The sequence below is a fragment of the Pseudomonadota bacterium genome, from assembly GCA_041395565.1.
Classification (GTDB): Bacteria; Pseudomonadota; Gammaproteobacteria; order UBA9214; family UBA9214; genus UBA9214.
The window spans coordinates 175,955-189,547 of record JAWLAI010000006.1; the positions used below are offsets into that span (position 1 = coordinate 175,955).

12 protein-coding genes are annotated in these 13,593 nt (G+C 62.8%); 8 read left to right on the top strand and 4 right to left on the bottom strand.

Annotated elements, in window-relative coordinates; genetic code table 11:
* Positions 1–19 precede the first annotated feature (19 nt).
* The 7 genes from R3F42_10570 (at position 20) to R3F42_10600 (ending at position 7,125) form a co-directional block, all read left to right on the top strand.
* Positions 20–1,219 carry a glycosyltransferase gene (locus R3F42_10570; GenBank protein MEZ5542477.1) on the top strand — a complete coding sequence of 400 codons (1,200 nt, stop codon included), beginning with the start codon at positions 20–22 and terminating at the stop codon, positions 1,217–1,219.
* Positions 1,220–1,550: 331 nt separating this feature from the next.
* Positions 1,551–3,266, top strand: a complete 1,716-nt coding sequence (gene pilB, locus R3F42_10575; GenBank protein ID MEZ5542478.1) for a type IV-A pilus assembly ATPase PilB — start codon at positions 1,551–1,553, stop codon at positions 3,264–3,266.
* A 3-nt stretch (positions 3,267–3,269) separates the two neighbouring features.
* A complete protein-coding gene (locus R3F42_10580) occupies positions 3,270–4,493 on the top strand; it encodes a type II secretion system F family protein (protein MEZ5542479.1) in 1,224 nt (407 codons plus the stop codon).
* 48 nt (positions 4,494–4,541) lie between these two features.
* Positions 4,542–5,405 carry an A24 family peptidase gene (locus R3F42_10585; GenBank protein MEZ5542480.1) on the top strand — a complete coding sequence of 288 codons (864 nt, stop codon included), beginning with the start codon at positions 4,542–4,544 and terminating at the stop codon, positions 5,403–5,405.
* A gap of 64 nt (positions 5,406–5,469) precedes the next feature.
* Entirely contained in the window at positions 5,470–6,063 is a 594-nt protein-coding gene (coaE, locus tag R3F42_10590; protein MEZ5542481.1) for a dephospho-CoA kinase, read from the top strand.
* Positions 6,053–6,919, top strand: a complete 867-nt coding sequence (zapD, locus tag R3F42_10595) for a cell division protein ZapD (GenBank protein ID MEZ5542482.1) — start codon at positions 6,053–6,055, stop codon at positions 6,917–6,919. Before coaE ends, zapD begins: the two co-directional genes overlap by 11 nt.
* 8 nt (positions 6,920–6,927) lie before the next feature.
* On the top strand, positions 6,928–7,125 hold the full coding sequence (locus R3F42_10600; GenBank protein ID MEZ5542483.1) for a DNA gyrase inhibitor YacG: 198 nt from the start codon (positions 6,928–6,930) through the stop codon (positions 7,123–7,125).
* Position 7,126: 1 nt separating this feature from the next.
* Here the strand turns inward: R3F42_10600 and argJ are convergent, their stop codons facing one another.
* The 3 genes from argJ to R3F42_10615 all read right to left on the bottom strand — a co-directional run bounded on the left by argJ (position 7,127) and on the right by R3F42_10615 (position 12,144).
* On the bottom strand, positions 7,127–8,338 hold the full coding sequence (argJ, locus tag R3F42_10605) for a bifunctional glutamate N-acetyltransferase/amino-acid acetyltransferase ArgJ (GenBank protein MEZ5542484.1): 1,212 nt from the start codon (positions 8,336–8,338) through the stop codon (positions 7,127–7,129).
* A gap of 51 nt (positions 8,339–8,389) precedes the next feature.
* The gene (gene secA, locus R3F42_10610; GenBank protein MEZ5542485.1) at positions 8,390–11,101 is read right to left on the bottom strand and encodes a preprotein translocase subunit SecA; all 2,712 of its coding nucleotides are present in this window, start codon (positions 11,099–11,101) and stop codon (positions 8,390–8,392) included.
* A 134-nt stretch (positions 11,102–11,235) separates the two neighbouring features.
* A complete protein-coding gene (locus R3F42_10615; protein ID MEZ5542486.1) occupies positions 11,236–12,144 on the bottom strand; it encodes a M23 family metallopeptidase in 909 nt (302 codons plus the stop codon).
* A 24-nt stretch (positions 12,145–12,168) separates the two neighbouring features.
* Between R3F42_10615 and R3F42_10620 the strand changes: the two genes are divergently transcribed.
* Positions 12,169–12,492 carry a DUF721 domain-containing protein gene (locus R3F42_10620; protein ID MEZ5542487.1) on the top strand — a complete coding sequence of 108 codons (324 nt, stop codon included), beginning with the start codon at positions 12,169–12,171 and terminating at the stop codon, positions 12,490–12,492.
* A 131-nt stretch (positions 12,493–12,623) separates the two neighbouring features.
* Here R3F42_10620 and lpxC read toward each other — a convergent pair whose 3' ends face one another.
* On the bottom strand, positions 12,624–13,535 hold the full coding sequence (lpxC, locus tag R3F42_10625; protein ID MEZ5542488.1) for a UDP-3-O-acyl-N-acetylglucosamine deacetylase: 912 nt from the start codon (positions 13,533–13,535) through the stop codon (positions 12,624–12,626).
* Positions 13,536–13,593 lie beyond the last annotated feature (58 nt).

The window sequence follows — 13,593 nt, forward strand, 5'->3', positions numbered from 1 at the left end:
TCGTGCGCGAGACACCACCGTGACACCGATACTGGTACTCACCTCGACCTACCCCCGCTGGCAGGACGATACCGAGCCTGCATTCGTGCGCCACCTCTGCCTGCAACTGGCCAGGGCCTACCGGCCCATCGTCCTGGCGCCGCACTATCCCGGCGCCAGCAGACACGAGGTGCTCGATGGAATCGAGGTATACCGCTTCCGCTACTTCCTGCCATTCGCACAACGGCTGGCCTACGATGGCGGCATCATGACGAATCTGGAGCGGCATCCGGCCAGGCTGCTGCTGGTTCCGTTCTTCCTGCTCAGCCAGTTCTACTGGATCCTGCGTCTGTGCAGGGCCAGGCAAATCCGCCTGATTCACGCGCACTGGCTGATACCGCAGGGCCTGCTGGCCGTACTGGCCCGCACGCTGGGCTGCAGGCGGGCGAAGATCCTCTGCACGGCCCATGGCGGCGATCTCTGGTCCATGCAGGGCGGCCTGATGAACCGGCTGAAGGGCTATGTCCTGCGCCGCATCGATCATCTGACGGTCGTCAGCAGGGCCATGCGCGATCACCTGCGCGCGACGGGCCGCCTGCCGGCACACACCAGCGTACAGCCCATGGGTGTAGATCTGACCGGCACGTTCACGCCGGCCAGCGCCACGGCCGCACGCAGCGGACTGCTGTTTGTCGGACGACTGGTGGAGAAGAAGGGCGTGATCACGCTGCTCGAGGCCCTCGCGCTGCTCGCTCGGAACCATCCCGACCTGCAGCTGACCTGCATCGGCGACGGGCCGGAACGCGCCGGCCTCGAGCAGCGCGCAGCGGCGCTGCACATCGCGGACCGGGTGAAATTCCGCGGTGCGGTACCCAACCACCAGATCCCCGCCTACTTACGCGCGGCTCGCATCGCGGTCGTGCCCTCCCTGGTAGCCGGTAGCGGCGACCAGGAAGGCCTGGGGCTGGTGGCGGTCGAGGCACTCGGCTGCGGCTGCGCCACCGTGGTGTCCGACCTGCCGGCCCTGCGGGACGTGGTCGAGGATGGCAGCAACGGCCTGGTATTCAGGGCGGGTGATGCGGCGGATCTGGCTGCCAAGCTGGAACTGCTGCTGCAAGACCAGCCGTTGTATGACAGACTGACAGCCGCGGGCCGACAGTCGGTGACGGGGAAATTTGATTGGCAAGCGGTGGGTAACGGCTATATTGAAACCATCGCCGACTGCCTGGGGCGGCCTTGAGGCTACAGCGGCGCGGCGGCCTGGAACAGGGCGGGACGCGGACTCGTTCACCCGCCGCGGCCGATGCTAAAATTCAGACTAAATTGCTGTACCGCCATCTAAAGTTTTATTATGTCCAGACGAAACCATCTGGACAGATGTTGGTGTTGGCGTCGGTCGCGAGGGCAAAATATCACTCTGTTTTTGCTCGAATTTATAATCAACCCATGAGATGCGGGCTGACTCGGACGGGATGCAGGTACGGCACTGCGCGGGTACTGGGGTGCCAGTCCCTGAAAACCGGATCTACATCACAGTGAAAATCACCCACTACCAGAAAATGTTCTAGCCCATGGCCACACCGAATCCGACAGTCAATCTCAGTGGACTCGCACGCCGACTGGTCATGGATGGCCTTCTCGATGAGACCGAAGCCACCAAGGCTCACGAGATGGCGCTCAAGAAGCGCACCCATTTCGTCAGCTACCTCGTCGACAACAAGCTCGTCTCGAGCCGGGACATCGCCTGGTCGGGCGCGCAGGAATTCGGCGTCCCGCTGTTCGATATCGCGGCCATGGACATGGAAGTGGCACCGATCAAGCTGGTCAGTGAAAAACTGATCAGGCAGCACAACGCGCTACCGCTATTCAGACACGCCAACCGCCTCTACGTGGCGGTCTCCGACCCGACCAACCTCGGCGCCATCGACGAATTCAAGTTCCACACCGGCATCAACACCGAGGCCGTGCTGGTCGACGAGGTGCACCTGCGCAAGGCCATCGAGGACGCACTGGAAGCCCTGGACACCACCATGTCCGAGCTCATGGATGCCGACCTCGACAACCTGGACGTGGGCGGGGGCGACGACGACGCCGCGGGTTCCGATGTCTCGGAGTCCGATATCGACGATACCCCGGTGGTGCGGTTCGTCAACAAGGTGCTGCTCGATGCAATCAATTCGGGCGCTTCCGACATCCACCTCGAGCCATACGAGAAGGAATTCCGCGTCCGCTTCCGCAACGACGGCGTGCTGCACGAGATCACCTCGCCGCCGCGTTCACTGGCGATGCGCATCATCGCGCGCCTCAAGGTCATGAGCCGGATGAATATCGCCGAGCGTCGCATCCCGCAGGACGGCCGCATCAAGATGAACCTGTCGCGCAACCGTTCCATTGATTTCCGTGTCAATACCCTGCCGACCCTGTACGGCGAAAAGGTCGTGCTGCGTATTCTCGACAGCAGCGCGGCACAGCTGGGCGTCGACGTGCTCGGTTTCGAGCCGGATCAGAAAGAGCTGTTCATCACTGCCATCAACAAGCCCTACGGCATGGTGCTGGTCACCGGCCCGACCGGTAGCGGCAAGACCGTGTCGCTCTACACCGCGCTGAACATGCTCAATACCCCCGACCGGAATATCTCGACCTGTGAGGATCCGGTCGAAATCAACGTGCTCGGCATCAACCAGGTCAACGTCAACCCGAAGGCGGGCCTGGACTTCTCGACCGCCCTGCGCGCCTTCCTGCGACAGGACCCGGACATCATCATGGTGGGTGAGATTCGCGACCTGGAAACCGCGGAAATCGCCGTGAAGGCGGCCCAGACCGGCCACCTGGTGCTCTCGACCCTGCACACCAATGATGCCCCGCAAACCCTGACGCGTCTGGCAAACATGGGGGTACCGCCCTATAACATCGCCTCGGCGGTGCACCTGATCATGGCACAGCGTCTCGCACGCCGGCTGTGCAACAACTGCAAGAAGGAGCGCGACATACCCGAAGAGTCCCTGCTCAAGGCCGGCTTCCGCCCGGACCAGATCAAGGACCTGAAGATCTACGGCCCGGTCGGCTGCGAAACCTGCACGGGCGGATACAAGGGACGCGTGGGCATTTACCAGGTCATGCCGGTGTCCGAGGAAATGGGCCGCATTATCATGGAAGGCGGTAATTCCATGGAACTCGCCAACCAGGCGGCAGCCGAAGGTATCGCCGACCTCAGAGAGTCCGGGCTGAAGAAGGTGGCAGCCGGAGTTACCAGTTTGGAAGAAATCGACCGCGTCACGAAGGAATAAGCCATGGCGGAGAAAGCACTCAAGCAACCCGATCTGTTTATCTGGACCGGCACCGACAAGCGCGGCGTCAAGGTCAAGGGACAAACCCGCGGGTCCAACCCGTCACTGATCCGGGCCGACCTGCGCAAACAGGGCATCAAGCCGCTGAAGGTCCGCAAGCAGAGCACGCTGTTCCAGAAGACCGACAAGAAAAAGATCATCCCCAAGGACATCGCTGTCTTCTTCCGCCAGCTTTCCACCATGATGGCTGCGGGCGTACCGTTGGTGCAGTCCTTCGAGATCATCGGCCGCGGCCACGACAATGCCGGCATGCGCGACCTGATCCTCAAGATCAAGGCCGACGTGGAATCCGGCACGAGCCTATCGGAATCACTCGCCAAGCACCCGCTCTACTTCGACGCCCTGGTGGTGAGCCTGGTCAACGCCGGCGAACAGGCGGGCGTGCTCGAATCGCTGCTCGACAACATCGCCACCTACAAGGAAAAGACCGAATACCTGAAGGCCAAGATCAAAAAGGCGATGTTCTACCCGACCGCGGTCATCATCGTGGCGTGTATCGTGACCGCCATCTTGCTCATTTTCGTCGTACCGCAGTTCGAGGAACTCTTCACCAGTTTCGGCGCCGACCTGCCTGCGTTCACCCGCGTGGTGGTCAACCTCTCGGAATTCATGCAGTCGTACTGGTGGCTGATCTTCGGCATCCTGGCGGGCTCGGGCGTGGGATTCTTCCAGGCCAAGAAACGCTCGCGCAATTTCAGCCGCACGCTCGACCGGCTCATCCTCAAGATGCCCATCGTCGGCCCGATCATGCACAAGGCCGCCGTAGCACGCTATGCGCGCACCCTCTCCACCATGTTCGCAGCGGGCGTACCGCTGGTCGAGGCGCTGGAATCCGTTGCCGGCGCGACCGGTAACGTGGTCTATTCGGACGCGGTTATGATGATCCGCGACAGCGTGGCCACCGGTCAGCAGCTGCAGTTTGCCATGAGCCAGACCGGCCTGTTTCCCAACATGGTCGAGCAGATGGTCGCCATCGGCGAGGAGTCCGGCTCGCTCGATGCGATGCTGGCCAAGGTGGCGGACTTCTTCGAACAGGAAGTCGATGATGCCGTGGACGCCCTCAGCAGCCTGCTCGAGCCGCTGATCATGTCGATTCTGGGTATCCTCATCGGCGGACTCGTGGTCGCCATGTACCTGCCCATCTTCAAGATGGGCGCCGCCATCTGATCGCAGCCTGCGCTGCACCGCTGCGACCACCCGGGGGTGGCCTGACCCATGGAACTGTTGCGCCTGCTCGAGGGATCGCCGGCCCTATTCGGTGTCTGCTGCGGTGTTCTCGGCCTGCTGGTCGGCAGTTTCCTCAACGTGGTCATCTACCGGCTGCCGATCATGATCAACCGCGCCTGGGCGAACGAATGCCGGGAACTGCAGGGCAGCGCGGAGTCTGCAGCCGCGGCGCCGGCTGCCTTCAACCTGGTCGTGCCCCCTTCCAGCTGCCCCCACTGCCAGCGCCCGATCCGGGCGCTTGAGAATATCCCGATATTGAGCTACCTGCTGCTGCAGGGGCGCTGTGCCGGCTGCGGCACGCCGATACCGCGCCGCTACCCGCTGATCGAACTCGCCACGGCGCTGCTGTCCGCTGCGGTGGCAGCGCACTACGGCTTTGGCCTCCAGGCAGCGGCGGCGCTGCTGTTCACCTGGGCTCTGATCCCGCTGTTCATGATCGATTTCGATCACCAGATCCTGCCCGACGCCATCACCCTGCCCCTGCTTTGGGCCGGCCTGCTGCTGAGCCTGTACGACGTCTTCGTGAACAGTTCGACGAGCATCGTCGGCGCCGCGGCTGGCTATCTGTCGCTGTGGACGATCTATCATGCGTTCAGGCTACTCACCGGCAAGGAAGGGATGGGTTATGGTGATTTCAAGCTGCTCGGCGCGATCGGTGCCTGGGTGGGCTGGCAGCAGCTGCCGGTGGTCATCCTGTTTTCTTCCGTGGTCGGCGCGGCGCTCGGCATCGGCCTGATACTGCTGCGCGGGCGCGACCACAACCAACCCATGCCGTTCGGACCATTCCTTGCAGCTGCCGGCTGGTTGACACTCCTCTGGGGACGGGACATTATCGGCCTTTATTTGCGTTGAGCCGTACGTGATCGTCCCGGACACCCCTCCGCATGCACGTCCCAAAACCGGCGGCAAGCCGCTTGTGATCGGCCTCACCGGCGGCATCGGCAGCGGCAAATCCACGGTCGCCGCGGAATTCATCCGGCTCGGCGTCCCCGTTATCGATACCGACGAGCTGGCACGCGAACTGGTCGTTCCCGGCCAACCCGCCCTGCAGGAAATCGTAAACCGCTTCGGCTCCCGCGCCCTGCGGCAGGACGGTACGCTCGACCGGGCCTACCTGCGCACACGGATATTCGCCGATCCGGCTGACAAGCACGCACTCGAGGCCATCCTGCACCCCCGGATCAGACAGCGTGTGCGCACCTGGCTGGAAACCATTACCGAACCCTACTGCATCGTCGTCATCCCGCTGCTGCTGGAAGCGGGGCAAACCGACCTGGTGGACCGGATACTCGTGGTGGATGCACCGGAAAAAGAACAGCTCAAACGGGTTGCCGCACGCGATGGGCTGTCACACAATGTAGTGAGCGGTATCATGGCAGCGCAGGCAGATCGCAGTACGCGCCTTAGCGCTGCGGACGACATCATTCACAATGATGCGGACGTGGCGGCGCTGATCGAGCGGACACGAAAATTACACATGCACTTCATGGACATATCGAATGAGCACTAGCTCCACAACTCAATATGCCAGCCGCAGCAACAGTGATACGAAGAGCGCCGGCAACGGCGCTGCCCGGCAGGCCGGCAGTACGCCGGCGCCGGAGCGGATCTTTTACGAACAGCCGCTCAATGAACGCACGCGCATCTTCATGCGCCTCGAATACCTGTTCCGCCAGGCAAGTTTCCATCTGGAGCGAGCATCCGCCTGGGACAGCCGGGCAACGCTCAACTGCATCCTTGAAATCATGGATATCTTCGGGAACACCAATCTCAAGTCCGAAGTCCTCAAGGAGCTCGAACGGCATTCAAGCAATCTGAAGCGATTGGGACAGAATCCCGCGGTCGATGCCGAGCAGCTCAAGCGGTTGCTGCACAATATCAACGGCCAGATCGACCGGATGCACAGCATCAACGGCCAGATCGCCGGAGAGCTCAAGAGCAGTGAATTCCTGACCAGCATACGGCAGCGCAACGCCATTCCAGGCGGCACCTGCGACTTCGACCTGCCGGCCTTCCATTACTGGCTGCAACAACCGCCGGAGACCAGAAGGCGTGACCTGGCGGGCTGGCTGGATAATTTCGACGCCATCGGCCAGGCTATCCAGCTCATCCTGACCATGACCCGGGACAGCACGCCGCTGAAACATGCGGTGGCGAGACACGGCTTGTACCAGCGTACCCTGGATCCCAACCTGCCCTGCCAACTGGTCCGGATCGCACTGCCTGCCGGACTGCCCGTATTTGCCGAGCTCAGTGGCGGCCGGCACCGCTTCACCGCCCGCTTCCTCCAGTTTTCCGCGGCCGAAGAACGCGCCAGACAGACGGACAGGGACATCGAGTTCGAACTCGCCTGTTGTGTCATCTAGGGCATGCCGTGCAGCAGCAATCCCGCACCAGGCGCGTGAACTGCCCGACCTGCGGCGCATTGGTCGAATGGAGCACGGCGCAGCGCTGGCGTCCATTCTGCTCCGAGCGCTGCCGCCTGATCGACCTCGGCGGCTGGCTCGACGGCAGTCACCGCATCCCGACGGAAGAACCGGCCGACGCCGCAGACGACAGGGAAACGAACTGACTCAGGTGCGGTACTCAGCGTTGATCTTGACGTAGTCGTAGGACAGGTCGCAGGTCCAGACCTGCTCGCGGCTGTCACCGCGTCCCAGCGTCACCCGTATCTCGAACTCGCTGCGCGCCAACACCCGCTGTCCTGCCGCCTCGGTATAGTCGTCGGCCCGCCCCCCGCCACGCACGATACAGACGTCGTCGAGGAAGATATCCACACCGGCGATGTCGAGATTGCCGATGCCGGCGCGGCCGACCGCGGCAAGGATGCGGCCCCAATTGGGATCGCCGGCGAACAGCGCCGTCTTGACCAACGGTGAATGCGCTATGGTGTAGGCGACCTGCAGGCATTCATGACCGTCGCGGCCCTGTTCCACCGTAACCGTGACAAATCGCGTCGCCCCCTCGCCGTCGCGCACGATGGCCTGGGCCAGATCGATGCATACCTCGGTGACCGCTGCGCAGAAGCGCTCGTAGTTCGCCGTGCCGGCTACCAGGCGCGGGGCTGTCGAGCGGCCCGTCGCGACCAGCACACAGGCATCGTTGGTGGAGGTGTCGCCATCGACGGTGATCCGGTTGAAGGACCGCCCCACCGCATGCGCGAGACAGCGCTGCAGCATGTCACGATCAACCGCCGCATCGGTGGCAACGAAGGCCAGCATGGTCGCCATATCAGGCCGTATCATACCGGCGCCCTTGGCGATGCCGGTGATGGTCACGGCATGACCGTCGAGTTCGATACGCCGTGACGCGCCCTTCGGTACGGTATCGGTTGTCATGATACCGCCCGCCGCCTCGGCCCAACCGTCTTCCGTCAGCCGAGCGAAGGCTGCCGGCAAACCGGCAACCAGCCGCTCCACCGCCAGCGGCTCCCCGATCACGCCAGTCGAAAATGGCAGCACCGCGGACGGGCGCACATCGGCGAGCGCCGCAGCGGCCGCACAGCTTGCGCGCGCCGCCGCCAGGCCCGCCACTCCCGTGCCCGCATTGGCGTTGCCGGTGTTGATGACAAAACATGCGGGCGCGGCCGCAGTCAGGTGCTCGCGCGCCACCACCACCGGCGCTGCGCAGAATTCGTTGCGGGTAAAGACAGCGGCGCAGACGCTGCCATCGGCCAATCGCATAACCACGAGGTCCTGACGGCCCGGTTTCCTGATCCCCGCACTGGTGGTACCCAGCAGGAAGCCTGCTACCGGGTGCATGTCTGGGAGTGCCTTGCTATACATGGAACACGCTCTCAGGCGCCGCCCTGCCGGACGGCCATTATCCCGCTGCGCTCAGTTCAGCTTGCCGTGGCACTGCTTGTATTTCTTGCCGGAACCGCAGGGACAGGGTTCATTGCGGCCCACCTTGCGGCCGGCACGGACAAACGGCTGCTGGTGCTGTTCTTGCGACGGCTCATCGCCGCCCTCCGACGCCTCGGTCATCGCGCCGCCCTGGTCGTGCCTGAAATCCATCTCGGTATGGCTGCGCCGCTGTTCCTCGACGGCCTCGACGTCCGCCTCGGCGCGCACCTGGACCCGGGTGAGAACGCTGATAACCTCATGCTTGATGCGGTCGAGCATCGCCTCGAACATCGCAAATGCTTCTTTCTTGTATTCCTGCTTGGGATCCTTCTGGGCATAACCGCGCAGACCGATGCCCTGGCGCAGATAATCCATTGCGGCCAGGTGCTCCTTCCACGAGGTGTCGAGCACCTGCAGCATGACGGCCTTTTCGAAATGGCGCACAACGGGCGCACCGGCCTGGGCCTCCTTCTCGCGGTAGGCGGCAACCATCGCCTCCAGGATGCGCTCGCGCAGGGTTTCTTCATGCAACGCGTCATCCTCGTCGAGCCAGCGCCGCACCGGCAGGCTGAACGCGTATTCGCGCTGCAGCGCCTCTTCCAGCCCGGCCACGTCCCACTGGTCGTCCATACTGCCGGGCGGGATATACTCACTGATCAGATCGTTGACGACATCGCTGCGGATCGCATCGACGATGTCGGAGACATCGTCAGTCTCCATCAGCTCGTTACGCTGCTCGTAGACGACCTTGCGCTGATCGTTGGCGACGTCGTCGAATTCCAGCAGGGTCTTGCGGATGTTGTAGTTGTGGGCCTCCACCTTGCGCTGCGCGTTCTCGATCGCCTTGCTGACCCAGGGATGCTCGATTGCCTCGCCCTTCTGCATGCCGAGCTTCTGCATCAGGCCGGCAACCCGTTCCGAGGCGAAGATCCGCATCAGGTTGTCCTGCAGCGACAGATAGAAGCGGCTGGAGCCGGGGTCACCCTGGCGCCCGGAACGGCCACGCAGCTGGTTGTCCACGCGTCGTGACTCGTGACGCTCCGTGCCGATGATGTGCAGGCCGCCCGCAGCGATTACCTGCTCGTGGCGTTGCTTCCATTCCGCGGTCGCCTGCTCGATGGCTGCCTCGCTCGGATTCTCGAGTGCGCCCAGCTCCACCTGCAGGTTGCCGCCGAGCACGATGTCGGTACCGCGTCCCGCCATGTTGGTGGCGATGGTGATGGTGCCCGGCCGTCCCGCTTCGGCCACGATCTGCGCTTCCCTGGCGTGCTGTTTCGCGTTCAGCACCGAGTGCCTGATCTTCGCCTTGTCGAGCAGCTTCGACAGATATTCGGAGGTCTCCACCGACGCCGTGCCCACGAGTACGGGCTGACCGCGCTGCTGGCAGTCACGCACGTCCTCCATGATGGCATCGAATTTCTCCTCCATGCTCAGGAACACCAGATCCCCGAGATCCTGCCTGACCATGGGCCGGTGGGTGGGAATCACGACGACCTCGAGCCCGTAGATCTGCTGCAGCTCGTAGGCCTCGGTATCCGCGGTACCGGTCATGCCGGACAGCTTGGTGTAGGTGCGGAAATAGTTCTGGAAGGTGATCGATGCCAGGGTCTGGTTCTCGTTCTGGATCGGCACCCCTTCCTTGGCCTCGACCGCCTGGTGCAGACCTTCCGACCAGCGCCGTCCGGGCATGGTACGGCCGGTGAATTCGTCCACGATCACCACCTGGCCGTCCTGCACGATGTAATCGACATCCTTCTGGAACAGCAGGTTCGCACGCAGCGCTGCGTTCATGTGATGCATGATGTTCAGGTTGGCCGCGTCGTACAGGCTTTCCCCTTCCCGGAGGATGCCGTTGCGCACCAGGAGCTGTTCGATGCGTTCGTGCCCGGCCTCGGTCAGATATACCTGGCGGTGCTTCTCCTCCAGCGTGTAGTCACCCGCCCCGCCCTCTTCCTTCTGCGGCCGGAGTTCCGGCACCAGGGCGTTCATCTTCACGTACAGGTCGGAACGCTCGTCCACCGCACCGGAGATGATCAGCGGCGTGCGCGCCTCGTCGATGAGGATGGAATCGACCTCGTCGACGATGGCGAAACTGCGCCCGCGCTGTACCCGGTCGCGGATGGTGAAGGCCATGTTGTCGCGCAGGTAATCGAAGCCGAACTCGTTGTTGGTGCCGTAGGTGATATCTGCCTGGTAGGCTGCGCGTTTTTCCTCCCAGGGCTGGCCGGAAACGGTCACGCCGGTTGTCATGCCGAGGAATCCGAACACCTTGCCCATCCAGCCCGCGTCGCGCCGTGCCAGGTAATCGTTGACGGTGACGATGTGCACACCGTCACCGGAAAGTGCGTTCAGGTAGGCCGGCAGGGTCGCTACCAGCGTCTTGCCCTCGCCGGTGCGCATCTCCGCGATCTTGCCTTCGTGCAGGACCATGCCACCGATCAGCTGCACGTCGAAATGACGCATCTGCAGCGTGCGATAGGCCGCCTCGCGCACCACCGCGAAGGCCTCGGGCAGCAGGTCTTCCAGCGTCTTGCCGTCGGCCAGACGCTGGCGGAACTCGTCCGTCTTCGCGCGCAGGTCCGCGTCGGTAAGTGACTTCAGGTCGGGCTCGAGCGCGTTGATCCGGGCCACGACCCGCGACATGCGCTTCAGCTGACGTTCGTTACGACTGCCGAACAGCTTGCTGAGGATATTGATTGCCATGAATTCCAGGACAAGGGGGAATGTCGATGAAGGACGGCATCATACCGCATGTGTCTGCAAATTAGCAGGTTCCAGTGAAAAACCACCCGCCGGTGGCGGGTGTCTGGCGCCGCCCATGACCAGGGCGGGGGGGATCAGTCACCCAGGTACTTGGCCGGGTTGACCGCCTTGCCGTCGCGCAGGACCTCGAAGTGGACATGGGGGCCGGTCGAACGCCCCGTGGACCCCATGAGCGCGATCTGCTGACCCTTCTTCACGGTCTCGCCTACCTTCACGAGATTGCGTTCGTTGTGACCGTAGCGGGTCACGTAGCCGTTGCCGTGACTGATCTCGACCAGGTTGCCGTAGCCATAGCGCTTGCCCGACCAGCTGACGATGCCATCACCGACGGCGACGACCTCGGAACCCTTTTTCCCGGCGAAATCAAGTCCCTTGTGAAATTCCTTCTTGCCCGTGAAGGGGTCGGTGCGCTTGCCGAACCGGGATGACAGCCAGCCGTCGCTGATGGGTCGGCCGGCCGGCATCACACGCTCGCTGAGGCTGCGGTTCATGAGCAGGGTCTCGAGCACCGACAGCTTCTGGGTGCGGTCACTCAACTCGACATCCAACTCGTCCAGCATGGCCAGGATATCGTCCAGGACCACCGCACCGCCCTCACCCGCCGCACCCTCGGGCCCACCGACGGCCGGTATGGTATCGAAATCGAATTCGGCCCGGTCGAGATCACCCTGGCTGACCAGGCGCTCGCCGAGGGCATTGAGTCGCAGCATCTGGGCCTGCAGCTGGCCGATGCGCAGCGCCAGGGCATTGATATCGGCCTGTGCGGAACTGCGCAGCTCCTTGACATTCACATGCTGGGAATGCACCTGTTCCCGCAACTCGGAGACAAACTCGATACCGTCCTCGCCGATGTGCAGCCCGGTATAGAACGCCCCGCCGACCGTCGCAACGAGTGCGCTTACCACGATGACCAGCAACAGCAGCGGCTGAAACTCGAAATTCCAAACCTGTCCGCGACGGTTGCTAAACAGTATGATGTTCATGCTCGGTCCCGCGCCTGGTTCGCCATGAATAACCCCATAAAAATTCAAGATATTATCGGCAGCCGCGCCCAATCCAGGCTGGTACGACAGGCACGCCTGCTGCTCGACATCGACGCCCAGTTACAACAATTGCTGCCGGACTCGCTCCGCCCCCACTGCCGCCTGCTGTCCGTCAACGGCAACAAGCTGGTGCTGGCGGCGGACTCGCCTGCCTGGGCAGCGCGACTGAGATTCCAGACACATCAGCTACTTAGGCAGCTCAGGCTGCCTGGCAACGTCAGATTGCGCGGTATCCGTATCCGCGTGCGCCCGCCTGAGGCCGGTCACACGCACGGGTTACGCTCCTGAATCTCGGCCGCACGGTCAGGGCTGGCCTGCCAGCGGCGCCATGCTATGTATCGGACGGTGTGGGAAAAACTGCAGTGACGACGCGGCCGGATGGCCGCGACGCCGGGTCCCGCGGGACCGGGGGGAGGCAATCAGCCGGTGGGTAGCGGCTGCAGGAACGAAATCGGTGCCTTGTTCATATCCTCGAACGTGACTTCTTCCCAGGCGGATTCATCCGCAATCAGCGCACGCAGCAGCTTGTTGTTGAGCGCATGGCCCGACTTGTAGCCCTTGAAGGCGCCGATCAGGCTGTGGCCGAGCAGGTAGAGGTCGCCGATGGCATCGAGGATCTTGTGTTTCACAAACTCGTCCCGGTAGCGCAGACCGTCCTCGTTCAGTACCCGGTAGCTGTCCAGTACCACGGCGTTGTCCAGGCTGCCGCCCAGTGCCAGCTTGCGCTCGCGCAGCTGCTCGATTTCGTGCATGAATCCGAAGGTGCGCGCCCGGCTGACCTCCTTCACGAACGAGGTGGTGGAGAAATCGATCTCGGAGTGCTGGGTGTTTGACTTGAAGACCGGATGATCGAACTCGATGGTGAATCCGACCTTGAAACCGTCAAAGGGCTCGAAACGGGCGATCTTCTCGCCATCCTCGACTTGCACGGGGCGCTTGATGCGGATGAAACGCTTCGGCGCATCCTGTTCCTCGATACCAGCGGACTGGATCAGGAACACGAACGGCCCCGCACTGCCATCCATGATTGGCACCTCGGCCGCGCTCAGATCGACGAAGGCGTTATCGATACCCAGACCGGCCATCGCCGAAAGCAAGTGTTCCACCGTGGAGATGCGAACGCCATTGCTGACCAATGTCGTCGAGAGCCGGGTATCGCCAACATTCTCGGGCCGTGCGGCAATCTGGACGACCTCGTCCAGGTCCACGCGACAGAAGATGATCCCGGTATCCACCGGGGCGGGGCGCAGGGTGAGGTAGATCTTCTCGCCGGTGTGCAGACCCACACCGGTCGCACGAATCACGTTCTTGAGAGTACGTTGTCGAATCATGGCTATTCATTTCCTCGAAAAACGCGCCGAATTCTCAGACAAGTACCAGGAAAGCCGC